The organism is Flavobacterium sangjuense (assembly GCF_004797125.1).
In the GTDB taxonomy this organism is placed as follows: domain Bacteria; phylum Bacteroidota; class Bacteroidia; order Flavobacteriales; family Flavobacteriaceae; genus Flavobacterium; species Flavobacterium sangjuense.
The window spans coordinates 2,330,326-2,356,710 of record NZ_CP038810.1 but is presented as its reverse complement, the minus strand read 5'-3'; the positions used below and the strand labels follow the sequence as shown (position 1 = coordinate 2,356,710).

At 36.7% G+C, this 26,385-nt stretch carries 22 protein-coding genes and 1 tRNA gene; 6 read left to right on the top strand and 17 right to left on the bottom strand.

Features of this window, described 5'->3' with window-relative positions; translation table 11 throughout:
- Window positions 1-34 precede the first annotated feature (34 nt).
- Window positions 35-1,654, top strand: coding sequence for an ABC-F family ATP-binding cassette domain-containing protein (locus GS03_RS10390; RefSeq protein WP_136152477.1), 1,620 nt, complete (start codon window positions 35-37; stop codon window positions 1,652-1,654).
- A 36-nt stretch (window positions 1,655-1,690) separates the two neighbouring features.
- Here the strand turns inward: GS03_RS10390 and GS03_RS10385 are convergent, their stop codons facing one another.
- Together GS03_RS10385 and GS03_RS10380 are read right to left on the bottom strand one after the other, a co-directional pair.
- On the bottom strand, window positions 1,691-3,733 hold the full coding sequence (locus GS03_RS10385) for a M48 family metalloprotease (RefSeq protein ID WP_136152476.1): 2,043 nt from the start codon (window positions 3,731-3,733) through the stop codon (window positions 1,691-1,693).
- A gap of 100 nt (window positions 3,734-3,833) precedes the next feature.
- Window positions 3,834-4,718, bottom strand: coding sequence for an MORN repeat-containing protein (locus tag GS03_RS10380; protein ID WP_136152475.1), 885 nt, complete (start codon window positions 4,716-4,718; stop codon window positions 3,834-3,836).
- Between the two features lie 139 nt (window positions 4,719-4,857).
- Here GS03_RS10380 and GS03_RS10375 point away from each other — a divergent pair, with 139 nt between their 5' ends.
- On the top strand, window positions 4,858-5,415 hold the full coding sequence (locus GS03_RS10375) for a LemA family protein (protein WP_136152474.1): 558 nt from the start codon (window positions 4,858-4,860) through the stop codon (window positions 5,413-5,415).
- A 262-nt stretch (window positions 5,416-5,677) separates the two neighbouring features.
- Here GS03_RS10375 and GS03_RS10370 read toward each other — a convergent pair whose 3' ends face one another.
- Both GS03_RS10370 and GS03_RS10365 read right to left on the bottom strand, forming a co-directional pair.
- A complete protein-coding gene (locus GS03_RS10370) occupies window positions 5,678-8,995 on the bottom strand; it encodes a T9SS type B sorting domain-containing protein (RefSeq protein ID WP_136152473.1) in 3,318 nt (1,105 codons plus the stop codon).
- Between the two features lie 190 nt (window positions 8,996-9,185).
- Window positions 9,186-9,470: a YXWGXW repeat-containing protein gene (locus GS03_RS10365; RefSeq protein WP_136152472.1), complete on the bottom strand. Its 285-nt coding sequence runs from the start codon at window positions 9,468-9,470 to the stop codon at window positions 9,186-9,188.
- Between the two features lie 205 nt (window positions 9,471-9,675).
- Between GS03_RS10365 and GS03_RS10360 the strand changes: the two genes are divergently transcribed.
- On the top strand, window positions 9,676-10,308 hold the full coding sequence (locus GS03_RS10360; protein WP_246034073.1) for a 2OG-Fe(II) oxygenase: 633 nt from the start codon (window positions 9,676-9,678) through the stop codon (window positions 10,306-10,308).
- A 291-nt stretch (window positions 10,309-10,599) separates the two neighbouring features.
- Here the strand turns inward: GS03_RS10360 and GS03_RS10355 are convergent, their stop codons facing one another.
- Window positions 10,600-11,067, bottom strand: a complete 468-nt coding sequence (locus GS03_RS10355; RefSeq protein ID WP_136152471.1) for a hypothetical protein — start codon at window positions 11,065-11,067, stop codon at window positions 10,600-10,602.
- 82 nt (window positions 11,068-11,149) lie between these two features.
- Here GS03_RS10355 and GS03_RS10350 point away from each other — a divergent pair, with 82 nt between their 5' ends.
- Window positions 11,150-11,356: a helix-turn-helix domain-containing protein gene (locus GS03_RS10350; protein WP_136152470.1), complete on the top strand. Its 207-nt coding sequence runs from the start codon at window positions 11,150-11,152 to the stop codon at window positions 11,354-11,356.
- A complete protein-coding gene (locus tag GS03_RS10345) occupies window positions 11,349-13,328 on the top strand; it encodes a DUF2075 domain-containing protein (protein ID WP_136152469.1) in 1,980 nt (659 codons plus the stop codon). Before GS03_RS10350 ends, GS03_RS10345 begins: the two co-directional genes overlap by 8 nt.
- 806 nt (window positions 13,329-14,134) lie before the next feature.
- Here GS03_RS10345 and tnpA read toward each other — a convergent pair.
- From tnpA to GS03_RS10305, 8 genes are all read right to left on the bottom strand, one after another.
- On the bottom strand, window positions 14,135-14,596 hold the full coding sequence (gene tnpA / locus GS03_RS10340) for an IS200/IS605 family transposase (RefSeq protein WP_136152468.1): 462 nt from the start codon (window positions 14,594-14,596) through the stop codon (window positions 14,135-14,137).
- A 184-nt stretch (window positions 14,597-14,780) separates the two neighbouring features.
- Window positions 14,781-15,260 (bottom strand): DNA-deoxyinosine glycosylase, encoded by a 480-nt coding sequence (locus GS03_RS10335; RefSeq protein WP_136152467.1) that lies wholly within the window; start codon window positions 15,258-15,260, stop codon window positions 14,781-14,783.
- Window positions 15,261-15,282: 22 nt separating this feature from the next.
- Window positions 15,283-16,479, bottom strand: a complete 1,197-nt coding sequence (locus tag GS03_RS10330; protein WP_136152466.1) for a hypothetical protein — start codon at window positions 16,477-16,479, stop codon at window positions 15,283-15,285.
- Window positions 16,480-16,495: 16 nt separating this feature from the next.
- Window positions 16,496-18,652 (bottom strand): methylmalonyl-CoA mutase, encoded by a 2,157-nt coding sequence (scpA, locus tag GS03_RS10325; protein WP_136152465.1) that lies wholly within the window; start codon window positions 18,650-18,652, stop codon window positions 16,496-16,498.
- On the bottom strand, window positions 18,652-20,013 hold the full coding sequence (locus GS03_RS10320) for a methylmalonyl-CoA mutase subunit beta (protein ID WP_136152464.1): 1,362 nt from the start codon (window positions 20,011-20,013) through the stop codon (window positions 18,652-18,654). The genes scpA and GS03_RS10320 overlap by 1 nt, the downstream gene beginning before the upstream one ends.
- Before the next feature lie 5 nt (window positions 20,014-20,018).
- Window positions 20,019-20,372: an FtsB family cell division protein gene (locus GS03_RS10315; protein ID WP_136152463.1), complete on the bottom strand. Its 354-nt coding sequence runs from the start codon at window positions 20,370-20,372 to the stop codon at window positions 20,019-20,021.
- A gap of 2 nt (window positions 20,373-20,374) precedes the next feature.
- Window positions 20,375-20,983, bottom strand: coding sequence for a uridine kinase (udk, locus tag GS03_RS10310; RefSeq protein WP_136152462.1), 609 nt, complete (start codon window positions 20,981-20,983; stop codon window positions 20,375-20,377).
- 381 nt (window positions 20,984-21,364) lie between these two features.
- Window positions 21,365-21,439: transfer RNA gene (locus GS03_RS10305), tRNA-Pro, on the bottom strand.
- Between the two features lie 149 nt (window positions 21,440-21,588).
- Between GS03_RS10305 and trxB the strand changes: the two genes are divergently transcribed.
- Window positions 21,589-22,536, top strand: a complete 948-nt coding sequence (trxB, locus tag GS03_RS10300; RefSeq protein ID WP_136152461.1) for a thioredoxin-disulfide reductase — start codon at window positions 21,589-21,591, stop codon at window positions 22,534-22,536.
- A gap of 54 nt (window positions 22,537-22,590) precedes the next feature.
- On the opposite strand, the gene GS03_RS10295 is transcribed toward trxB, so the two are convergent.
- The 4 genes from GS03_RS10295 to GS03_RS10280 all read right to left on the bottom strand — a co-directional run bounded on the left by GS03_RS10295 (window position 22,591) and on the right by GS03_RS10280 (window position 26,369).
- Window positions 22,591-23,430: a GIN domain-containing protein gene (locus GS03_RS10295; protein WP_136152460.1), complete on the bottom strand. Its 840-nt coding sequence runs from the start codon at window positions 23,428-23,430 to the stop codon at window positions 22,591-22,593.
- Window positions 23,431-23,527: 97 nt separating this feature from the next.
- Entirely contained in the window at window positions 23,528-24,271 is a 744-nt protein-coding gene (locus GS03_RS10290; protein WP_136152459.1) for a head GIN domain-containing protein, read from the bottom strand.
- A 2-nt stretch (window positions 24,272-24,273) separates the two neighbouring features.
- Complete coding sequence (locus GS03_RS10285) at window positions 24,274-26,031, bottom strand: PspC domain-containing protein (protein ID WP_136152458.1); 1,758 nt, start codon at window positions 26,029-26,031, stop codon at window positions 24,274-24,276.
- Entirely contained in the window at window positions 26,028-26,369 is a 342-nt protein-coding gene (locus GS03_RS10280) for a PadR family transcriptional regulator (protein WP_136152457.1), read from the bottom strand. Before GS03_RS10280 ends, GS03_RS10285 begins: the two co-directional genes overlap by 4 nt.
- Window positions 26,370-26,385: the final 16 nt, after the last annotated feature.

Sequence of the window (26,385 nt, the reverse complement as noted above, 5' to 3'; positions counted from 1 at the left end):
CTACTTTTGCACCGAAATTTAATAAACACAATTCATGTTAACTGTAAATAATTTATCGGTTCAGTTTGGTAAAAGAATATTGTTTGACGAAGTAAACACTACGTTCACTCAAGGCAATTGCTATGGTGTGATTGGTGCTAACGGCGCCGGAAAATCTACTTTCCTTAAAATTCTTGCCGGAGATATTGATCCTACATCGGGAAGAGTTTTCCTGGAGCCGGGAAAACGTATGTCGGTTTTGAACCAAAATCACAATATGTTTGATGAGCATACGGTTTTAGAAACTGTAATGATGGGAAACAAGGTTTTGTTTGCTGTGAAATCAGAAATGGATGCCTTGTATGCTGATTATGATGATGCCAATGCGGATAGAATAGGAGAGTTGCAGGTGCAGTTTGAGGAAATGAATGGCTGGAATGCAGAATCTGACGCTGGTGCGATGTTGTCTAACTTGGGTATTACTGCCGATATGCATTATACTTTGATGGCTGATGTAGAAGGAAAACTAAAAGTTCGTGTGCTTTTGGCGCAGGCACTTTTTGGAAATCCTGATGTATTGGTAATGGATGAGCCTACGAATGACCTGGATTTCGAAACGATTTCGTGGTTAGAAAACTTCCTGGCAAATTATGAAAATACGGTAATTGTAGTTTCTCACGACCGTCACTTTTTGGATGCTGTTTGTACCCATATTTCGGATATTGACTTTTCAAAGATTAACCATTACTCAGGAAACTATACGTTTTGGTATGAATCAAGTCAATTAGCGGCTCGTCAGAAAGCACAGCAAAACAAAAAAGCAGAAGAAAAGAAAGCCGAGCTGGAAGAATTCATTCGTCGTTTTAGCGCCAATGTAGCCAAATCAAAACAAGCGACTTCACGTAAGAAGATGATTGACAAATTGAATCTGGAAGAAATTAAACCATCAAGCCGTAGATATCCTGCAATTATTTTTGAAACCGAAAGAGAAGCCGGAGATCAAATTTTGCATGTTCAAAATCTTTCCGCAACAATGGATGGAGAATTGTTATTTAAGAATGTAGATTTAAACATGGCAAAAGGTGACAAAGTAGTTGTGTTTTCTAAAGATTCGCGTGCTACGACTGCTTTTTACGAAATACTAAACGGAAACTTAAAAGCAGATACCGGGACTTTTGACTGGGGAATTACAACTACACAGTCGTATTTGCCGAATGATAATAGTTCGTTCTTTACTGACGGAAGTTTAAATCTTGTAGATTGGTTACGTCAGTTTGTGAAAACCGAAGAAGAGCGTGATGAGGTTTATGTTCGTGGTTTCCTTGGGAAAATGATTTTCTCAGGTGAAGAAGCCTTGAAAAAATGTACGGTATTATCCGGTGGCGAAAAAGTGCGTTGTATGTTATCACGAATGATGATGATACGTGCCAACGTTTTGATGCTTGACGAACCAACCAATCATTTGGATTTGGAATCGATTACGGCATTCAATAATTCATTAAAAAACTTTAAAGGTTCGGTATTGTTTACTACGCATGACCATGAGTTTGCACAAACGGTTGCGAATCGTGTTTTAGAAATTACACCAAACGGAGTTATTGACAGATACATGACTTTTGATGAATATCTTGATGATGAGAAGATTCAGGAAATGAGAAAGAAAATGTATGCTTAATATAAAAACTCCCAAGTGAAAACTTGGGAGTTTTTTTTATCTTAGAGAATCCTGTAATTCTAAAATTTCCTTTTTCTTTAGAAAATATGATTGCTGCAAAATGAATAAATAAGTATTCTGGATTTCATTTTTTGAATTTATAGCTTCATCGTCATATTTCCCGCCTCCAAAATAAATTAAATGATCATCCAAGTATTTATTACACTTTTCTCTCAGGTCGTTTGTAACTACATTTTGATAAAGTTCATCATTCAAAATAGATTTTAATTCAGTTTTAAATTTTTCCTCTAAACCATAAAAATTTTTCATGTTACGATTTATTACATCTGGCTGATTTTGCTGGTAAGCAAAAGAAAAATTATTAATCATATCAATATATAGTTGTATTTTTAATTTATACTGGTTATCCATTAAAATGAAATCCTTGTAAAGTTTTACAAGTTTCGATTCTCCAGTCTTTTGTTTTGCTTTTTGATAAAAATATTTGAAAATCTCATTATCATTTTGGCGTAAAAGCTTTTTGTTATTTTCAATAGTACTATTCAAATTATCTACAAGAATTTGAGCTTCGGATGCTTTGTATTTGTTTCCGTCATAATCAAAAGACTTTAATTCAAATTCTTTATTGGCAATTTGTTTTAATGTTTCTAAATCATTTATCTGACTGTTGTTTGCATAAACCAATTCTATTTTTTCATTACTGAAAAGCTCTTCAAAAGCTGAAATACTGGTTTCTTCAGTTAATTTTTCCAAATCCATGGCATCCATTGAATAGTTGTCATAATAGCCATTAAAAGCATCAGGAAATTTGTTTTCAACATATTCTTTTTCCAGAGTATTTAAGAAAGAACTAACATCTTCTTCAATTGGAGAATCAGGATATTCAACATTTTGAAACATTTTTTTTGTTAGTAGCTTCTGGGTTTTTATTATGTCTTTAAATAAAACATTTGCAGGCCTGTTATCAATTGTTTTTAAAACAATATTTAGTTTTTTAAAGGCCAGAATTCTTTCTTCTGTAGATGGATGGGAAGCCCATTGATTTTTTATAATTAGTTTAGTCTTATTGAATTTCTCAAAATAATCTTCCTTAACCAGTGGTAAGTTATTAATTATTTCAATCTTATTCTGAGTTGCCACTAAGTTTGTAGCCAAAAGATGCTGTGGATAAACATTAAAAGTAGTTATGGAATCATTTATTTTGGATTCATAATAATTAAGAACTCTGTCAAATGAATCTGAAGTTAAATTCATTCTCATCATTGAATGTATCATTGGTTCAGAGCCAACCACATTAGCCGCAATTTCATCTGCATGGAACTCCATTTCTCTCGATAATCCCATATAGCTTACATTTACAATTTTATACATGAACTGTAAAACATACTGTATTGCTTTGTTAAAGGCAATGGCTATGCCAATGAGTAATGCAAAATAACCGCTCCTGCTTGCCCAGGTAGTCATGGCTTCGCTATATTCATCATTGTCATACAACAAATTATAAATTACACGGTTGACATTATATACATAACTTCCAACTCTCATTGATTTTTGCGAGAAATGTCCAAATTCATGAGCTAAAATTCCCCTGAGTTCAACAACAGTTGAAGTATTTACCAATCCCATTCCGATATTAAGATTTTTCTTCACAGGGAAAAACATACTCCAAAAACTTGAATCATAAAATACAGAAGCATTAACATCAGAAGATAGATATACTTTTTTTGGAAAATCTGTTTCAACTTCGTTGACTAAATCCTGAATCATCTGATATAATTTGGGTTCATTTTTTATATTTATTTCTGTGAGATGAGAATAGTCACTCTTATTTTTGGTAAATAAGAATTTAATCATGAAATACATCACAAAAAAGCCTACTCCCAGTAATCCTATTCCCAGCATTATTGTAATAAAGGCAGGGCTGGCTGCAACAATCATTGCAGCAGCATAGCAACATCCAACAAATATTCCGACGGATAGAAGAAAAAAAAGAAAGTAAACGATGGTAAAAAGAATGATTGAGAATACGGCTTTATAAGCTTGGGCTTTGAACTGAGATGATACTTTAACGACTGACATAGAATTAGGTTAGGGAGAATCAAAAATATTATAAATTCTGAAACATCAAAATTTATTTTAAATTAAAAACTCCCAAATGAAAGCTTGAGAGTTTTTTGTTTTATATTTTTATTCCATATCTATAAGTAGCAGTTGTCGTCGAGTTCGTTGCCTTGGTGTATACAGTAACTTCTCCTTCAAGCTTGCCACTGAGAAAGTTACCGGTTAATTTATCGCCATTAGGTTGTGTCATTGTCCCTTTACCGTTAAGCTTGTCGTTATTCCAGCTACCTTCATAAACCGTTTTATCGGCGGTTACTAATTTTCCCTGTCCACTTTTTAGGTTATTGAGCATATCGCCCTCATAAAATCCTCCGTTATAAGTCATTTTTCCTTTGCCCGTCATGGCGTCCTCTTTCCAATCACCTGTATAACTCCAGCCGGTGCTTACAATATGATTTGGGTCTAGTTTTGAAATGTATATGCCTTTGCCTTCGCGTTTATCATCTTTCCAGTCACCAATATAACTATCACCATTAGCTCCAACTGATTCTCCTTTGCCTTCTTTTTTCTTATTTTTAAATTGTCCTTTATAGGTTGTTCCATTGGTATCGACGAAAGTACCAGTTCCATTGGTGCAATTGCCTTCGAGGCAGATGTTTAAATAGGTTGATCTGTCTGCTTTGGTGATGGTAAAGGTATGTTTTACACCATTTCTAGAAATTATCATGGTAACCGTAGCTGGCGAATCTTTTAGATTATTACTAAATGCAAGAGTATTGTTAAACTGTACGATGGCATCATGAAACTTAATGATTTGGTCACCAGCTTTTAAGCCTGCCTTTTCGGCCGGACTCTTTTTAAACACATATTGTACAAAGTACTCATTTCTGTAATCACCTTCGTATTCATCAACTTCCCGATGGGTATAGGAAAATCCGAGTCCGGGTTGGCAATAAGCATTGCAGATAAATAAGAATACGGTAAAGCAAATAAGACGTTTCATTGTGCTACCATTTTGACTTAAAATTAAAAAAGATTTCAGACTTAGGCAACTTTAGAAGTGTAAAATGATGTTTTGCATTTTAGTAAATATTTTTAACTTCAAATAATTATATTTGTTCAATACTTAAAAATACAGCGCTATGATTTTCCTTATCCTTATTCTGATAATTGGTGGTTTCATCATATTTGTGTCTTACAACAATATTGTCATCAAAAGAAATGCTGTTGAGAAGGCGTATTCTACTCTAGATGCTATTTTGAAAAAGCGTTTTGATATTTTGCCTAACATTGTTGCTTCGGTGCAACAGTCGATGACTTTTGAAGGTGATACGTTGGCAAAAATTGTCAGTTTGCGAAATGCTACAAGTAACACCGATTTGCAATCGGAAGAACGAATTCAGAAAGAGAATGAATTAAGTTCGCTGATGTCCAAAGTCTTGGTAACGGTGGAAAACTATCCTGAGTTGCAGTCCAATGGAAATATTATGCATTTGCAACACACTATTATTGATTTGGAAGAAGATATAGCCGCAGCAAGAAATAGCTATAATTCCTGTGTTTTAGCCTATAACAATCAAATAGAAACGATGCCGTCAAACTGGGTAGCTAAAGAAATGGGTGCTACGCGTAAAAACTATTTTGAAGCGGTTACTTCTGAAAAAGAGAATGTTTCGGTAAAGGATTTGTTTAAGAAGTAACTATAAAAGTGGTTTCAGCTAAACGCTTTCGGCCTTAGAATCTGCAGGCGAGTGTCAATTAATTGAAAAGTCCGTAAAAAGAAAAGCTGTTTGAGCAGGGCCGAGCGTAAAGAAACAGTTCAGCGAACTGTTTTAGCGAAGGAGCCAGGAGGCGCGCTGGCAAGAGCCTTGATTTTTTGTTTAACTTCGCTCAGTTCGGCTTTCTAGCCTCGGGTCTTTTGCATCAAGGCAAAAGAAAGAGAAGAGCTGTTTTCTGGAGTAGTTATCGTTTCAAAGTAAAATGCCCTCTGTGGATTCTTCCATCCTGTCGGTAAGCTACAAACCAATAATCATCAGCAAACAATACCTTTCCGTTTAGCTTGCCATCCCAACCCGGACCATTAGAAATTATATTGGTAATCAGTTTGCCATAACGGTCGTAAATGAACACTTTAAAGTCGGGCTCATTATTGGAGTTTAATATATACCAGGTTTCATTGTAACCATCTCCGTTTGGTGTGAAGAATTTGGGATAATTCAGTAGCCATACAACTTCTGTCAGTGTTCTGCATCCGCCTGCATCGCGAACATAAACCGTATAAAGCCCTGGTCTTAAATTTGAGAAAACGGGACTTTCCTGAAAGTTTATTCCATCAATGGAATATTCAAAAGCACCATCGTGCGTGGTGACAACAGTAATGCTGTTTTCATTATCGGTCCAGTCATGAGTTTCTATATGATCTATTTCCGGTATATCTGCAATGTTTACAACAATGTCTTTTGAAACGGTGCAACTAAGAGGTAAAGCATTACATGTACCATAACTGTTGGTAGTCGTCACGTTTAGTGTAGTGGTGCCAATATCACTAATGGTAATTGCCGGTGTAGTTAATCCGTTTGACCACGAATAGCCGGTTGTTGGTAAATTACCTGCAGAAGCATCCAGTACTACAGGCTGACCGTCACAATCGACGTATTCCGGTGCGAGATTAATTCTTGGTATTTGTCCCGTAATTAAATCAAAACTTGCCGTTTGATAACAATTTGGAAACAGATTAAAAATAAGCCTGATGTAAATCGTTTGTGGATTCGTAGCTGGATTGAAATTGGTTAGACTGGTTATCGGATTGGTATTGGCATCTGCATCTGACTGCGAAGTATGATAGGATAAGGTATACTGACTTGCTGATTGAATACCAAGTATAACACTGCTTTGTGCTGATAAATCAAAAGTTTCATTGCCGGTTATGATACTGGTGCAACTAAACAAAGGACAAGTTGGATAGATGGTAACCAATGAAGTCAAATCGGAAGCATCAAAAATTCGGTTAATACTGTTGCCACAACTGTCTTCTACCTCAAATTTATAGATGCCCGGACTAAGATTTAAGAATACATCTGAAGTGCCATTATCTACAAGAAATGGACTTCCATCTTTTTCAATAATGCGATACTTTAGCGGTGGAATACCGGTTGCAGACAAAAAAACATCAAAATTACCGCTTGTCGAACAGGGAATACGATAGACATCATTAATGGCTAAAGCATTGGTAAAGCTCAGTGTAGGTGATAAAATTTCGATACAGTCTTTGGTTGGAGAAAGAACCAAATTGTTATTGATGTCGCTGCCATTGTTAAAGGAAGTGAAATGATGTACAATTCGGAAGACTCCGTTGATGGTAAGATTATATGTGGTAGCATTATTTTCCAGCGCAAGAGAATTGGTATCATCCGGTACTGTTCCCTCAGTGTAAAAAGCATCAGTAACAGGATTTCCCCAAGTGTTGGTTGTTGCGTCTAATAGTTTTTGGAGCCAAAATGTTTCATCTCCGGTCACATTGTCTACAAAATCAAGTGGAATATTGAACGCGCCACAATCGGGGACCAGCGAAAATGTGCTATTTGTTATAGTATAACCATCAATAGTTACCGATGCAGCTGTAGTAGTTCCGCAAGCATTAAGAATGCTGAAAGTGTAATTTCCAGAGGTTAAGCCTGTCAGATATATTTCGCCACTACTGATAATATTATTGGAAACATCATGAGGAAGCGAAAAGGGATACGTTGCTGGAGCCACTGTGATTTTTACGGAAACTGGTTCACTGCTGTTTATTTTTACCGAAGCCGTACCAATATCACATCCCTGCAATACATCAATGGTGATTCCGGGAGGATCAAATGGAGGTACGTTCACCTCTAAAGGACTGATAATATCACCACAGTCATCTGTAATTTGAATGGTATAATCACCTAATGGAACAGGATCTAAAGTCAAAATACTGCCATCACTGCTTATCAAAGCCGATACATCATGTGGCAATGGAAAAGGATAGTCGGCAGGCGCGGAGGTTACTATTGCTGTAACAATATCATAGTCGGCAAGGCTTAGTACTATTCTTCCGTTATTGGCTAAGCAACCGTTACTAAGTCCTAAAATGTTAGGTACAGGTGGTTTGTCTTTGATTTCAACAATCTCGGTTTGGGTCTTGCCACAGCTATCGGTGATGGTGACTGTATAATCTCCAATAGGAACCGGTTGAGAGTCACTGCCAAAAACGACGGATGTCTGAGTGTAAGGCCCGGGATAAGTACTGTTAAAGGCAGCAGGATTGAAACCCGCCGGAACGCTATTAAAATTTAGTGTATAAGGACCGATAAAATTGTCTACGTTCAGGGTAAAATAATATTGGTTGCAGGGAAGGGTAGTAATGGCCGAGCTTAATGAAATAGACCTATTCACAAAGAAACTACTGCCCGGATAGGTTGTGCCACAGGCATCGGTTATCACGACATCATAAAGATAGTCCTGACTGTTTGGATAAGGAAGGATTTGTGAGATGTCCTGAGATGTTGGGTCACCCGAATTTAAAACTACCAGTATATGGGTAATTCCTGTTGGCAAATGCAAAACATAATCAATGTGTAACGGATAGCCTATTACCGTTCCGGCTGCCGGTACTATTGTATTATTAGCCACAACCTGATTGCATGATGCAGGAGTGGTATCGGTGAAACTGGGATTATTTACAGTGAGAAGCGTTGGGTTTTGCGTTACGGTAAATGCCTGTACTGCAGAGTTTCCGCAGTTGTCTGTTACTCTTATTCTGTAAACACCAGCTACTAAACCCGAAAAGGTATTGGATGTTTGCGATGGAAAGGTGGACGGTCCCGAAATTATGGCATAAGTAGCGGCGGTTCCTGCACTGACCATAACCGAAATGTTACTAGTGTTTGAACACGCCTGATTGAGTGCCTCAACCGTATAGTTCAGCGGTACAAACGAAGTTGTTATCGTAACATCCTGTTGTTGTGTTGTGGTAGTACTACCGACAGTCTCTCTTGCAATAACCCTATAATTTCCAACAGTAAGTCCGTTGACAGTGGTATCGGTTCCTGAGGCGTAAGGTGTTGTTAGATCGGGAAGTTTATAAACCACATAAACAATTGAGCTTCCCGGTATTGTATTCGTAACTGTAAAATGTAAAGAGGCATTTCCGGGACAGGTTTCATGGGTAGGAGTAACCGTTAAGTTGAACCCAAATCCAATTAGGGGAAATAGCAATTGGATAAAAAAAACCGGAATGTTAAACAATCTTTTCATGGGGAAACCAGCTGTTCTATTTGGGTAAAGTATACTCAGTTTTCTAACAGATTGAGTTCTTCAAATATACGATTTTTTGGATAGCATATTGCTATTTAACAGTTTAGCAAGAGAATTCCCTTCTGCATTAAACGATTATATTTTACCTGCCGGTCAATAAAAAAACGCACCATTCGGTGCGTTTATCATCTTAATTCCATCGTCCTTTTACCCAAACATAGCCTCGGGGTTCGTGGCGCCAATATCCGGAAACATAGGTTCTTCCCGGTCTTGGTCTAGCCCAGTATCCTTGTCGGTAAACATAATTATTATTGGTCCATACCCAATTGCCTTCAATCCATACATAGGTCGCAGAAGGCTGGGGTGGACGGGAAACGGCTACATAAGTTGGTTCAGACTCGACATATCCGACAGCACAGGAATTCAATAGTAAAAAGAACCCCATGCACAACAACAGTTTTATTGTCTTTTCCATGGTATTTTCTTTTAGATTAAACGAGTAAAAAACATCAGGTCACAGTGCCGGCATAATACTGTTACTACGATTTATACTGCAACCTGATGCTAGTACTAAGTTCTTGATTTTATAGGGATTATACGTTACAGGATTTGCACTAAATGTTATAGGGTTTTAAGGTGGAGATTTAATTATAAATTAATAATCTGATTACTGTTTTTAATTGGCCTACCTTGCCACAACTTGTCAATTCAGGTGTGGAAGTATGGAAGCGGATTTTGAAGACTTGATTGCAGGATTTTTGGATGATGGTATTGGTATCTCTGAACATTTTTTAAGTGATGGTTTGTGTGAACACCTGGCTTCTAATTTATTGTTGCTGCATGAGGATGATGAATTAAAACCTGCAGGTACTGGTAATGACAGTTTGTTAAAGCACAGTCAATTAATAAGGAAGGACAGGATTTATTGGTTGGATAAAGAGCACAATGACCCTTATGAAAACTTGTTCTTCGAAAAGATGGATGCTTTTGTAGCTTACTTAAACGCTACTTGTTATGCCAACATTCAGAGTTATGAATTTCATTATTCACTTTATGAAGCGGGCGATTTTTATGTAAAGCACCTCGATCAGTTTAAGGACAACGCCAGTCGGCAATACTCGATGATTTCTTATTTAAATCCGGATTGGGTTGGGAAGGATGGAGGAGAACTATTAGTCTATCAAACCGATGCCAACCAAATGATTGCACCTACTCAGGGCAAAACGGTTTTCTTTAAAAGCAGTGTGCTCGAACATGAAGTTCTGGTTACGAACGGGAGGAGAATGAGTATTGCGGGATGGTTGAAGAAGTAATAATTAATGCACCATTTCTCTTTTTAATTCACGTTCAGTTATGGACTTCATTCTAAGCGTTTTCATAGACGGCTTAATTATATGATGTCTTAAGTGATGCCCCAAATAATTAAGTTTTTTACTGCGGATGATGGAATACAGAACAACACTCGTCACAATGATGAGGATGATAGGTTCGGTATTTTTTTGAATAAGCATCACGAGGAGTTTTAGTGATTACTAAGGTACGGAAAGTTTGGGGAAATAGGTGGAGGTTTTACTTTTTTTATTGTTAGCTGCAACAGAGCGGTCTCAAATTGTATTCTCGGGATAAATAGTATTAAAAAAGTTTTCAAAGGCTTTACCTAAAAGTTCTTTATCAAGTTCCATCAATTCTTTTCTAACATCCCAGCCTTTAATATACTCTTCATCACTTTCACAGATTTCCTGACCGCTTAATTTTCTAGTTAAAATGTCACTTAATAATATGCTGTCAGAATGATCATAATTTGGATAGTATTGTTCAATAAAGCGCCAATAATCAAATGTTGGTTCGTTCTCTTCATCCTTGTTTAACTTGGTTTGATATTCATTGATTATTTCAAAATCTGTCCAACCATTACTTTCGGATAGTCCTTTGTAGAAATTATTTCTCTCCGATAAAGTTTCAAATACAAACTGTTTTCTATGTATTAATTTTTCGTAATCAGATAGAGATTCACCTTGTCTGAATTTAATAACTTGTTCTTTACCGAATATTATTTCAACGCTATATCCCATATCTTAAGATTATAATCAAATATAATAAAAACCGGACTATACTCCGTTGTTTTATAGTCTACATTTTACAACTTTTGTTAACATGGATATCAAACAAAGATTAGGACTCAAAATAAAAGAGTTGCGAAAGCAAAAAGGTCTGTCGCAAGAAAGATTGGCCAATTTGGCAGAGATTGACAGAACCTATCTTCCTACAATAGAAAAAGGAGAGAGAAATGTTTCAATAGAAGTAGTTGAAAAACTAGCAAAAGCATTAGATGTTAAAGTAAAAGACTTGTTTGATGAATAGGGCATACTATTCAAGTTCAGTTGTTGATTTTCTTAATGAAAATAATGATTCAATTTATGGTAAGATTTCTGGAAATTATGATTTGAATAAACTAACCATTCAACAATCAAACGCTTGGAAAAAACAAATCGAAATTTTAAAACAAAGCTTATTGTTCTTTAACGGAAGAATTTATTTTGAATTCACTATTCCTAGAATGGGAAAAAGGGTTGACAATATCTTAATTATTGATAATTGTATTTTTGTTTTGGAATTCAAAATAGGTTCTGAAGTTTATGATAAATATGCCAAAGATCAAGCTTTTGATTATGGATTAGACTTAAACAATTTTCATGAAGGAAGTCACAATCAAAACATCATTCCAATATTAATAGCTGATAGAGCACCATCACATAATACTACTTTCTCTAAAAGTATAAATGGTTTGCATGAAACGATTTGTGTTAATTCAAATAATCTTAAAGAGGTAATTGAAAACTCATTACTACATTTCAAATCTTATGATATGATAGATGTAAAGTTATGGGAAGAATCAATATACAAGCCAACTCCAACAATTATTGAGGCTGCCACAGCCTTATATAAAAAGCACAATGTTTTAGAAATTTCAAGAAGTGATTCTGGAGCAGAAAACTTATTTGTTACTTCCAATTGCATTTCAGATATAATTGATTTTTCAAAACATAATCAAAAGAAATCAATTTGCTTTATAACAGGCGTTCCAGGTGCAGGTAAAACTTTGGCTGGTTTGAACATAGCTAATCAACGTTCCAATTATGAAAAAGAAGAACATGCTGTTTTTCTTTCAGGAAACGGACCATTGGTTGATGTATTAAGAGAAGCATTGGCAAGAGACAAAGTTAAGACTGCAAAAGAAAACGATGAAGCCCTTTCAAAAGAAAATGCAAAATCTCAAGTAAAATCATTTATTCAAAACATCCATCATTTTAGAGATGCTTCTTTGCAAGATAGCAAAGCACCAATTGAAAAAGTTACAATCTTTGACGAAGCTCAAAGAGCTTGGACTAAAGAGCAAGCCTCAAGTTTTATGAAGCGGAACAAAGGAAATTCTGATTTTAATACATCAGAGCCCGAGTTTCTTATCGAAGTAATGGATAGACATAAAGATTGGTGTACTATAGTTTGTCTAATTGGAGGTGGACAGGAGATAAATACAGGAGAAGCTGGATTAGAGGAGTGGATAAGACCATTTGAAAATAAGTTTGAAGATTGGGATATTTACTACTCATCAAAAATTATTGAAGATAGCAATTATATAAAGGATGAAAATGCCATAACCATACTAAAAAACAAAAGAGCTGAAAAGAAGGATGAATTGCATTTATCAGTTTCGCTAAGGTCTTTTAGAAGTTCTCAACTTTCTAATTTTATTCAAGAGATTATTAATAATGATATTTCCAAAGCTAGAAAAATATATCTAGAATTTATAAAGAAAGACTATCCTATTGCTATTACTCGCAACTTAGATAAGGCTAAAAAATGGTTAAATAAGCAAGCGAGAGGAACTGAAAGAACTGGTATTATAGCATCTTCAGGAGCGATAAGACTAAGACCATTTGGATTGAATGTAAAAGCTAAGATTGATGCACCAATTTGGTTTCTTAATGAGAGAGAAGATATTCGTTCGTCATCTTTTTTAGAAGAGGTTGCAACTGAATTTGATATTCAAGGATTAGAATTAGATTGGACTTGTGTTGCATGGGATGGAGATTTACATCATCATAATAATCAATGGAATTATAAAAAGTTTACAGGAACAACATGGAAAAATAATAGTCATGTTGACAGAGTTCAATACTTGATAAATTCTTATAGAGTTTTATTAACTCGTGCAAGGCAAGGAATGGTAATTTATATTCCAAATGGGAATAATGAAGATTTAACTAGACCAGCTTTTATGTATGATGGAACTTTTGATTTTTTTAAATCGATTGGAATAGAAGAAATATAACCTAAAAAGTGAGTGCAAATTGTTATAAAAGATGATGTGATGCTTCCTTCGTCAGCATGACAAGATTGTCGAGAATGTTTTACTCTTGAAACAGAACCTCAAAAAATATTACTCGCCGCACTGCTTACCTTGGTACTCATCCTAAACCTGCAACGGCTACTGCGTCTCTCAAGGCAGCCTCAGGTTTTTGTTGATAAGGCTTCAACATTTTATTGATAAGGCTTTAACATTTTGTCGACAAGGCTTCGACATTTTCTCCACAAGGCTTCGACATCTTGTCGACGCAGCCTGAACATTTTGTCGACGCAGCCTCGACATTTTCTCCACCGTATTGGTAACAATTATGGCTTGTAAAAACATATCGTTGTGTGTTTGATGATATATCATCCCTAGCGGGATTTTGGTGGGCAATTGATTATTTTTTTCTACCCGGATTTAATCCCTACGGGATTTGATTTTGTTGTTATTGTTGGTTTTTGCTACCGATATTAAACCCCTAAAGGGGTTATATGTGAAAAACACCCACTAAAAGGAAGTACTTATTGTTATGAATTATAATGTGATTAATCCCGTTAGGGATTCAATTTAGGTAGAAAGAACAATTAATATTATGAAAAATCCCTTTAGGGATGATATAATCTGTATTGGCTTGTAAAAACATATCGTTGTGTGTTTAATAATATATCATCCCTATGGGATTTTGGTGGCAGATTTATTATTTTTTTCTACCCGGATTTAATCCCTAACGGGATTTGATTTTGTTGATTATCTATCTCCTACTACCCATATATCATCCCTACGGGATTTTATGCTGGTTCTTTAAAAATATATCTTGCATCATATTCAACCTCAAATATTTTTAAAAATTCTAAATACTCTTCCTGAAATGTTTTGTTAGCATGATGTTGTTCCTGATTTTTGATATAATCTACTACTATATTAACCTGAGATTTGGAATAAGAAAATGCACCATATCCTTCCTGCCATTCAAATTTTACTTTTAAAAACTTCTTTTGATTTATCCATTTTGAGGAGCTTCCTTTTATATCCTGCATTAGGTCGGAGATAGATTGTGTTGGTCGCATTCCAATCAGTATGTGTAAATGATCTGGCATTCCGTTTATTGCTAATAATTTATGATTATGAAATTTTATTATTCCGGCGATATATTTATACAGTTCCTCTTTGAAGGTGGTATGGATTAATCCGTTTCGGTGTTTTACTGCAAAAACGAATTGGATGTGGATTTGGTTGTAGGTGTTGGCCATCTTTGTTACCCATATATCATCCCTAACGGGATTTTGGTGGTTGTTTGATTATTTTTTCTACCCGGATTTCATCCCTATAGGATTATTACCAATAGGTTTTTATACCTGTTAGGTGTAGACGAAAATAGGAATGAAATTTTAAACGGAGTTACACTTTTTGTGTACTTATTTGAACCTGATTGGTTTATCTCAAGATTTGTCTCCAAGCTTTCAATTTTCCTTCATACGAAATCCCTGCATTAGCCGGGCTGGTAGAAGGTAAAGTCACCAAAGTATAATTATTGTCAACAGTAACATACTTTTTAAAAAACTTGGCTGCCTGCTGTCCATTAAAAAAGATATGAGTAATATTCGGATGGGCTTTTAGAAAATTGGTAAAGTCATTGGGAACTTCCTGTAGTATGGCACTATCCAAACTGCCTTCGCGAACACAATCCTGCAACACATCCCATAAGGCGATATGATTTTTGAGTAAGAGGCTTTTCTTTTCCTGATAATCGGTAGTGTAAGGTTCGTTAAAGATAGCAAACAGCAACTGCCAAAAATGATTCCGGCGATTGCCATAATATTCATTTAATGTCAATGACTGCGCTCCCGGCATGGTGCCTAATATCAGTATTTTAGCATTGGCATCAGAGATAGAAGGGAAGGATTGGATTTTCATTTTTTGAGGTTACTCTTCCAATTTAATTCAGGCTGCAGGGCTGTTTCATGATGATAAAGTTCCAGTCGTTATTCTCATAACGTGCAATCATTTCAACTTCTATCTCTTTATCGGTAATCGAGAAAATCAGCTTTTTGATATCTGCTACCTTGAGCGTGGTTAGTGTTCGTTGGTTAGGTTTGAGGAAAGCATGCTTGTTGAGGGCTATTTCCTTTAATACCTTGAACGAGGCATCGCTATTGTTTTTGGGCAGAGTTAGTGTAAACTGCACACATTTTTTCTTTGCGGTTATGATTGTTTTCATTTCAATCTGCCGTGGCTTTACCTCAAGGGTGCTTTCGGCGAGAATTGTGGCATTGGTCTTTGGATTGATAGTAAATACTTCCAACACTTCTTTCGGAATTATCACACTTACTTCGGTTTTTGGAATGGCAATAGTGGCTTCATAGCCAACCACTTCGTCTATATAGCCAGAAGGATCGCCGGGATGGTATTTTCTAAAGAAGCCTGCAAAATTTTGAGCTTCTTTTTTAGGATCGTTTGTTTTCAGATAAATATCATACAATACATCTGAAGCATATTTGTTGGTTTGCTGGTAAATTTGAATAGCGATGGTTTTGAGTAGGGAACTGTCGTTTTTTTCGTCGACTGCAATTTTTACCTTGGCTTCTTTCTTTAAATCGTCAGCCAAACGTTGGATGGCAGTTTTCTTTTCTTTCGATTCGCTGATATAGCGGTTGATGAATTCGGCAATCACCTGCTCTTCAGAAAGGTTTAAGATAAGTAAGCCCAAGTCATATTTCTTCTTATAGTCTTTTGGGTCATAGCTGTTAGGGTCAAAGTTTGGCTGATAAGCGAGAATCCTGAATTTCTGTTCCATCTGGATATTGACAGGTGTGGAGAAATCAGGTTTGTCTTTATTGACAATCAATTCAAAACCTGAATTTCCTACCTTAAAAGTATTTTGCCTTTTGAATATCAATCCCATGGCGTCAAAAGAAGCATCGTTACGTGTGCTGACAGTATGTTGTAGGTCTTTATAGAAAACTGCCTGCACCACATTTCTTATCCAAGTGTCATAATAGTTAAAATCAGCAGGCATTTGTTTATTCATGCTGTCCGAAAGTAAATTCTTTAGGGAAGGGTAGTAGCGGTTGGTATTTTGTGCCGAAGCAGTGAAAGCAACTAATAAGCCCGCAATCAGTAGTGTTTTTTTCATATTGTACCTGTAAGGGTTAATCTTCCAACAAAACCTCCAAAATACTAATCGCAGCTTCACTAATCTTAGTACCTGGTCCAAAGACCGCAACGGCTCCGGCATCAAAAAGGAATTGGTAGTCCTGTGCAGGGATAACTCCGCCAACGATGACCATAATATCCTCGCGGCCATATTTTTTGAGTTCTTCAATTACCTGTGGAACAAGAGTTTTATGTCCGGCAGCGAGAGAGGAAACGCCTAAGATATGTACGTCATTTTCAACCGCTTGTTTTGCTGCTTCCTGTGGGGTTTGGAATAAGGGACCAATATCTACATCAAAGCCAACATCAGCATAACCTGTTGCTACTACTTTGGCACCACGATCGTGACCGTCTTGTCCCATTTTGGCAATCATGATACGTGGGCGACGTCCTTCCTTTACGGCAAAGGCATTGGCCAGTTGTTTTGCTTTTTCAAAGCTTTCGTCGTTTTTTATTTCCTTGCTGTACACGCCGCTGAATGATCTGATTTGTGCTTTATAGCGTCCGAAAACTGTTTCTAATGCGTCACTGATTTCTCCCAATGTCGCTCTGTTTCGGGCTGCTTCTACGGCTAAAGATAATAAATTATTTTCATCATTTTTCCCCTGATTAAAATCAGGGGCAATGCAGGCCTTGGCGGCCAAAGTTAATTTTGCCAGACAGGCTTTTACTTTTTCGGTGTCACGACTTGCTTTGATTCGCTCTAATTGCTCGATTTGCTGCTTGCGCACCATTTGGTTATCAACATCCAAAATATGCAATGGATCTTCCTTGTCCAGACGGTATTTGTTGACGCCCACAATAATATCCTGACCACTGTCGATACGAGCCTGTTTACGTGCGGCTGCTTCTTCAATACGCAGTTTCGGAATTCCGGCTTCGATGGCTTTGGTCATTCCGCCTAAGGATTCTACTTCTTCAATCAGCATCCACGCATTTTCAGTGATTTCGGCGGTTAGTTTTTCTACATAATAACTGCCGGCCCAAGGGTCGACTGTTTTGCAGATTTTGGTTTCTTCCTGCAGGAATATCTGGGTGTTACGCGCAATACGTGCTGAGAAATCGGTTGGCAACGCAATGGCTTCGTCTAAGGCGTTGGTATGTAAAGACTGCGTTCCGCCAAAGGCTGCCGCTGCTGCTTCGATGGCAGTTCGCGCTACGTTATTGAAAGGATCTTGTTCGGTTAAACTCCAACCCGAAGTTTGGCAATGTGTACGCAACGCTAATGATTTTTCGTCTTTTGGATTGAATTGTTTTAGCAGTTTTGCCCATAACATTCGGGCTGCACGCATTTTGGCAATTTCCATAAAATGGTTCATGCCAATAGCCCAAAAGAACGAAAGGCGTGGGGCGAATTCATCGATTTTCATTCCGGTTGCCAATCCAGTTCGGATGTATTCCAAACCGTCAGCTAATGTGTAGGCCAATTCAATATCAGCAGTAGCACCAGCTTCCTGCATGTGGTAACCCGAAATAGATATCGAGTTGAACTTCGGCATTTTTTTGCTGGTATATTCAAAAATATCAGCAATGATTTTCATCGATGGTGTAGGCGGATAGATATAGGTATTCCGCACCATAAACTCTTTTAGTATGTCATTTTGAATGGTTCCTGAAAGCAATTCGGCAGCGACACCTTGTTCTTCGGCAGCGACGATATAGAATGCCATGATAGGTAAAACGGCACCGTTCATCGTCATCGAAACCGACATTTCATCCAACGGAATCTGATCGAATAAGACTTTCATATCTTCAACACTGTCAATCGCAACGCCTGCTTTTCCAACATCACCAACAACTCTTTCATGATCGGAATCGTAACCTCTATGCGTAGCTAAATCAAAGGCAACAGATAACCCTTTTTGTCCTGCGGCCAGATTTCTTCTGTAAAACGCATTACTTTCTTCGGCAGTAGAGAAACCAGCGTATTGACGGATTGTCCAAGGGCGACGCACATACATAGTGGCATACGGACCACGAAGGTTAGGGGCAAAGCCTGCTCCGAAACCGATGTGTTCTAGCTCTTCAATGTCTGCTTCAGAGTATGAAGGTTTGAGTTCGATACCTTCAGCCGTAAGGAAGTTGTTTCCTTCTTGCTTCTTGGCTCTTGCTTCTTGCTTCACTATTTTTATATGTTGAATGTTCTTTCTCATTAGTCTTCCTGAGCTAAACGTTCCTGTTCTAATTTTTCGGCTAAACGCTTTTCAATAATCGGTGTGATTAAAGTTTTTCGTGGCTTTTGCTTTAGGAATGGAAACAATTCCAAATCGTGTTTCATTTTGTCGTTTTTGTTTGGGTATTTGTTGGTTCCCAATAAAACTTCTTTTCCGGTATCAAAAAGTTCCTGCTCTTTAGCAGCACTTTCGCTAATTTTCTTCTGGATATTTCCTTCGATGAGTTGGGTAATAAAACCACCTTTTTCTTCGATTTCTTTGAAAAGCAACAAGGCTTTTTCGGCTAGTTGTTCGGTTAAGGTTTCGATATAATAAGCACCATCAGCCGGATTACTGACTTTATCAAAATAGCTTTCGTGTTTTAACACCAATAATTGGTTACGCGCAATTCGGTCACCAAATTCGTTGTCTTTGTGATATAATGCATCATATGGCAAATTGGCTATGCAATTGGCTCCACCCAATATTGCACTCATGCATTCGGTTGTGGTGCGCAGCATATTGACATTGTAGTCGTATAGTGTTTTGTTGCGTTTTGTTGGTGTAACTATTATATGGCAATCGAAAGTGTGACTGTATTCTTTTGCCAAAGTGTTGAATAATAAACGCAGCGCACGAAGTTTGGCAATTTCAAAAAAGTAATTCGTTCCAACAGCAACTTCAATAGTTATTGGTTGGTTGCTGCTTTTGATTCGGTTAAAATATTCGTTGACATGAGCCAAAGTATAGGCGAGTTGCTGCACCATATTGGCACCGGCGTTTTGATAAATACCTGATTGAATAGCAATAAAACGAATAGTAGTTTTAGCACTAATTGCATTCAGCTTTTCGAAGTCTTTGTCTAAATTTTCGAACCAGTTTCCGTCTCTTGTTAGTTGCCCAATTGGGTCAAGCTGAACGAAACAGGTTGCGTTATTTTTAGCAGCAAAGTCATTGATTTTAGTTACGAAATCGATTGAAAGGAACGGCAAATAAAAAAAATATGATGCGTTTTTTAAAGGTAAGTTCTGCATCAAATCAGCAATTGCAACATTCTCATTTTCAATGGCAAAACGAATGCTTTCTGCGCCACGATTCAAACTATCTAATGCTCTTTTATTGGACAAGGCTATATCGTGAACAAAGATGTTTTGCAGAATTTCAAAAGGCTTGGGATTTTCCTTTAAAGCATATTTTATTTCCGATTCATCGTCGTGATAAAATGGTCTTACTTTGATACCTTCGAGGCTTTCCCAAACCAAAGTGTCGTTATAATCGGCACCTTTTAGTTCGTACTGAATTTGTTGTTTCCACTGTTTGGAAGAAACGGGTTCGAAAGCATCAAATAAATTCTCAGCCATAATGTTTATAAAGATTTAGAATCTGTTTTTTCGTCAATGATAGAATCGCCTTCAAATTCGATGATGTAGATGTCTTCGCTGTCGCGTTTCATATAATATTTTTCGCGGGCGTATTTTTCTATCTGATCGGGATTCTTGAGTTGTTTGATACTTGTACTATCCTTTCTGATTTCGTCCTGATAGTATTTTTTATTGTCTTCGAGTTCGTTGAGTTGTTTGTTCAGAATGCGATGTTCCAAATAAGAAGTATTGTCCAGGAACAGCATCCAAACGGTAAAAAAAACTAACACAATAACGTATCTGTTCCCGAGGATTTTCAGGATAGGATAGGCATCAGTTAGATTTTTGAAGAAACTCATTTTTAGGTAATTCTTTGATTGATAACGGCTCTCACTACATCGATAGCCACGGTATTGTATTTATCATTTGGAATAATGATGTCAGCAAAAGCTTTAGTTGGCTCAATAAACTGCTGGTGCATTGGTTTCAAAGTCGTTTGGTAACGATTTAATACTTCTTCCATATCACGCCCACGCTCGGCAATATCTCTTTTTAAACGACGAATCAAACGTTCATCAGAATCGGCATGGACAAATATTTTGACATCAAACATTTCTCTTAATTCCGGGTTTGCCAAAATCAAAATTCCTTCCACAATCATTACTTTTCTTGGATGTGTGATAATGCTGTCTTCTGTGCGGTTGTGTGTTACGAAAGAATATACAGGTTGTTCAATGGTATTGCCTTTTTTTAATTCGGATAGATGACTCACCAATAATTCAAAGTCGATAGCACGCGGATGATCAAAATTGATTAGCCCTCTTTCTTCAAAACTTAAATTATTGTTTTCTCTGTAATAAGAATCCTGAGAAATCACTCCGACTTCAGCTTCCGGTAATTCATTAATAATCTGTTGGACAACAGTTGTTTTTCCACTTCCGGTACCGCCAGCAATTCCAATAATTAGCATATAAAGTTGTGTTGTTTTAGTTTCAACAAAAATAGAAATTATATCGGAAGTTTTTAGAGAAAAGAAGCAAGAGACAAGAAAAAAGAAAATAGAGAAAAGATGCAAGATGCAACAGGCAGGATTGAATATCCTGATTTGGCGCTCTATTACAAGCAAATCCTTTGAATGTTTTACATTCAAAACCTTTTTCATTTTAAAATATCTCAAGCGAGCTTGGCTATTTATATGCAGGATTACATATCCTGATATTGGGCTCTATTACAAGTAAATCCTTTTGAATGTTTCACATTCAAAGCCTTTTTCATTTTAAAATAGCCCAAGCGAGCTTGACTATTTTAAAATGAAAAATCCTTCCTGTTTGCAACAGAAAGGATTTACTCGTCGGGGTGGCAGGATTCGAACCTGCGGCCTCCTGCTCCCAAAGCAGGCGCGATAACCGGGCTACGCTACACCCCGAAAGCGTGTGCAAATATAATACTTAAAATTAGTTCTCAAAATGTTTTTCAACAATAATCAAATCTTATTCACAAATTGCGTTTAGCGATTGGTTTCTGAATTTATTTTACATTGAAAAGTTTACATTTGCAACCAAATAAATTCAAATCATGTCAGATACTATTGAAAAAGTAAAATGCTTAATTATAGGTTCCGGGCCTGCGGGTTATACTGCCGCAATTTATGCCGCGAGAGCTAATATGAATCCGGTTTTGTACCAAGGAACGCAACCTGGTGGACAATTAACTACGACGAATGAAGTAGAAAATTTTCCGGGTTATGCAGATGGTGTTACCGGTCCCGAAATGATGGTGCAGTTGCAAGCCCAGGCGCAACGTTTTGGAACTGATGTTCGTGACGGTTGGGCAACCAAAGTTGATTTTTCGGGCAGCGTTCATAAAGTTTGGATTAACGATACTAAGGAAATTCATGCTGAGACCGTGATTATTTCTACAGGTGCTTCGGCTAAATATTTAGGATTGCCTTCTGAACAACATTACCTGAATATGGGTGGTGGCGTTTCTGCGTGCGCGGTTTGTGATGGTTTCTTTTACAGAAATCAGGAAGTAGTTATTGTTGGTGCCGGAGATTCGGCTTGTGAAGAAGCACATTACTTATCAAAACTTTGTAAAAAAGTTACGATGTTGGTTAGAAGTGAAAAATTCAGAGCTTCTAAAATCATGGAAGAGCGCGTTCGCAAAACCGAGAATATTACCATATTGATGAACCATGATACTGTTGAAGTAATAGGTGATGGGCAAGTGGTGACTGCAGTCAAAGCAAAAAATAAAACAACAGGTGAGATTATTGACATTCCTGCAACAGGTTTCTTTGTAGCTATTGGTCACAAACCAAACACAGATATTTTTGCAGACTATTTAAATTTGGATGAAACAGGTTATATCATTAACGAACCGGGCACTTCTAAAACCAATGTAAAAGGTGTTTTTGTTGGAGGCGATGCTGCGGATCATGTATATCGTCAGGCGGTAACTGCTGCTGGAACTGGTTGTATGGCAGCTTTAGATGCCGAACGTTATTTGGCTTCGTTAGATTAAAAAAAACTAAAGTATAGCATAAAAAAACCCGTCTGTTTTGGACGGGTTTTTTGTTTATTTTGTTGTCGGCTTTTTTCGGAGCACGGCGCTATCGACTAAGTGTTTGATTTCAATTTTAACAGGTTCTCCATACAAAGCAATTTCGCTATTTCCTGAAGCATCAATAGTAGCAATATTGCTGACGCCAATGCTACTGTTAGCATAACCACCAACTTCTACTAAAGCGTTTTTTGCGGTTAGTTTTTTACCTATGAAATCGGTGTTGTTATCTAATCGCAGTTTTAAATCTAATACATCGCCTTCGACTTCGGCTGATGCTTTTTGGTACATATCAAATTTCATTTCGCCTGATGAAATAAGCGCTTTTACATAGGCACTTTTACTCAGGTCAATGGCTGTTTTTTCAGATTTTAAATTGAGTTCAACTTTTGATCTGTCATTTGCCATCAGAGTAAAGCTTTTGGTTTTGGCATTCAAAAACAATTTGGCATAGTCATAACTCTTAAAGGTTATATTGTCTAAAACCACATCGGATAGGGCAGTTACATTAGTTTCGTCTTTGGCGCTGACCAAATTAAATTTGTCTGTATAGGTAACACGAACGCTTAGTTTTTTATAACTCGAGATATCTTTTGAAGTCGAAATACGAAGGTTTTTACCAGTCAGTTTATACTCGACAAAACCTATTAAGTTGTCATCGGCTTCTATTTCGATGCCACATTCACTTCCTTTAATCAAAAATACTTCAAGGTTGTCTTCTACTTCAAGAGACTCAAAGTCATTTACTTGCTTTTGTTCAAGTTTAACGATTTTGGAACCTTTTACTTTTTCTTTCTTTTGGGCAAAAGTCAGCACAGTGAGAAAAAGGAAGCTTAGCGTAATTATTTTTTTCATGAATGTAGGTATCTATGTTTTTACTTCGTACTAAAAGTCTCGAGTGTCAAAAATAGAAAAAAAAACATCCCAATTTTCATTGAGATGTTTTATTAACTTATTGTTTGGAAACACTTCCGCCGGAACTTTCTTCTTTACTGACCGTTTTGGGAGAACCGTCATAGTCGATTGAGCTTCCGCTGGATGCTTTGGCGTTTAAACTCACCAGTGGATGAACATCAGTTGAACTGCCGCTTGATGACTCAGAAACGACATCGTTAACCAATAAACCTTTAGCATCTATTTCGCTTCCACTTGAAGAATGAGTAGTTAGTTTTAGCGCTTTTCCTTTTACATCCAAAGTGCTTCCGCTAGTGCTTTCGCATTTTATGGCGTCATATTCTAAGCTTAAATCGGCTTCGCTGCCACTACTGGTTTTTACGTTGATATCGGTTCCGTTAAAAGTGTTCTTAGTACTTACTGATGAACCACTTGTGGTTTCAAGTGCGGTTAATGAAGGCAGTTTTACACGAATGTTTTTTGCGGTTGCTTCATCAATATTTTCATCTGAAGTAATGTAAAGTGTTCCGTTTTCTACTTTGGTAGTAATGTGTTCCTGCAAATTATCATCGGCTTCTACTTCTACAAAATAGGTGTCCGCTTGTTCCAATGTTACGTTTAAACCGCGACTTACATCTACTTTTGTAAAGTTACCCTCAACGCTGCGTTTTTGGGTTGTCACGTTTCCGTTTCCGTCTATACCTGATCCGAATTCAATATCTCTTACATGACAAGAGCTAAATAAGGCTGCTGCTATAGTTGTGGCAATTACTTTGGTGCAAAATACTACGAACTTTACCATGATTATTTTGTTTTAACGATTACTCCGTTTTCATCAACCGTAAGGGTTGTTTTTTTGTTATTATCAGAACCTGTTTTTGCTGTTTTAGTTTCAGTAACAATTTTACCATTTACTTTTACAGTAACCACATTTGTGGTGTCATCTTCATTTGTGATGTTTACTTCTTCACTATCAACATCACCGTATTCATTTTCTTCAGGTGGGCAATTCAAACATTTTACCTGAGATTCTTCCACTTTATAAATATAGTCGCTGGAACTAAAGTGCAAGTTGAAAAAATCGTTGCTGGTTCTGTCATAATTCTGAACTGTTTCGTCGGCTTTGAAAATGGTTCCTTTTGGCAAATAAAGGAACAATTCTACTTCCTGACCTCTGAATTTATTGGCAACATCAGTCAATAAATAATTGTCTAAAATTAATTGATTTCCTTCAATTTTATAGCCATATTTAATTTTTTCTGCACGAGTTCTTGCTTCATGTGCTGATTTTCCAACTGCCAATCTTTCAATTTGAATGTATGGCAATGCTTCTTCCGTTTTCATAATTTCAATAGTCACATTGTTAGAATAGATTATTTCATTGTTTTTCTCGTCTTGTGTCAATCTGAAATCGGTGTTGTGGTAAATATCTTTTGAATAAAAATCATTGTTTTTAAACTTTATATATAACGTATCTGTCGGAGCTATGTTAATCGTTTCTTTTTTAACAGATTTTCCATCATAAGCTATTTGTGTAGCTTCGTTTATTCCTAATGAAATTAAGATTCCAACCGCAATTATCCAAACACCTAATAAGCTGAATTTTACAATGTTTCCAATCGATTTTAAGTTGGTCACCAACAATTTTAAACCAAGTATTAGGAAGAAGAACGCTGGTATTCCGGCAGCTAAAAGGAATAATACTCCCTGAGCCCAAATAGGTGTTTCTAAACCAATTGGTGTGCTGATGTGATTCAGGATGTAATTATCCGGCATTGAGGATGAAAAGATCATAAAGATCGAAGCAAAGCATATTCCCAATAAGGCAAACGAAGAGAAAACTACAATTATGGCTCCTAATATTTTTGCAAATACTTTGAAAACACTCATGAAAATTTCACCAATTCCATCAGCTACTTTTGTAGCTCCGGCTTTTGCCTCGTTTCCCATTTTGTCGTAATCGGCACTTTTAAACTTGTTAGAAACGCTTTCAAATTCTTCTCTTACTTTTTTTTCGATATTAGAAATAGTAACCGGTTCTCCAGTCATTTCCAGTTTTTCAGAAGTGGTTACCGCTTTTGGCATCGCAACCCAAAGGATTAGATAAGCCAGTACACCTGTTCCGAATCCGAATAACAATATCAGGAACAGGATTTTAAACCAAACAGCGTCAATTCCGAAATAGTGGCCTAAACCTGTACAAACTCCGGCAATTGTTCCCCTGTCTTTATCGCGATACAATTTTTTAGATTTAGTGTAAGGATAAAATGGTTCCGGAGCTTTATCGTCTGAATCGTCGTCAATTCGGTAATCTTCTGGTTGTCCCATAATTACGATTACTTCATCGACGTCTTTATTGTTGATTACGTGTTTGTCGCTTTTTTGTTTTTCAGTTAACAATTCGGCCACACGCATTTCAATATCTTTCATGATTTCATCCTGACCGGAAGAATTAGAAAGAGATCTTTTTATTGCTTCGAAATATCGAGTCAATTTTTGGTATGCATCTTCATCTATGTGAAAAATTAAACCACCTATATTAATATTTACTGTTTTGTTCATGATTTCTTTGATTTGTTAGTTGTGATGATGTTTACGGCATCAGACAATTCCGTCCAAGTACCACTTAATTCAGTTAAAAATGTTTTTCCTATTTCTGTCAAACCGTAATATTTTCTCGGTGGTCCAGAGGTTGATTCTTCCCAACGGTAGTTGAGCAAACCGTCATTTTTTAGTCTTGTCAATAGCGGATAAACTGTTCCCTCTACCACAAGCAGTTTAGCGTTTTTTAAAGTGTCTAATATTTCAGAAGTGTATGCTTCTTTGTCTCTCAAGACACACAAGATACAAAATTCTAAAACACCTTTACGCATCTGGGCTTTTGTGTTTTCAATATTCATAATACATGATTTAATT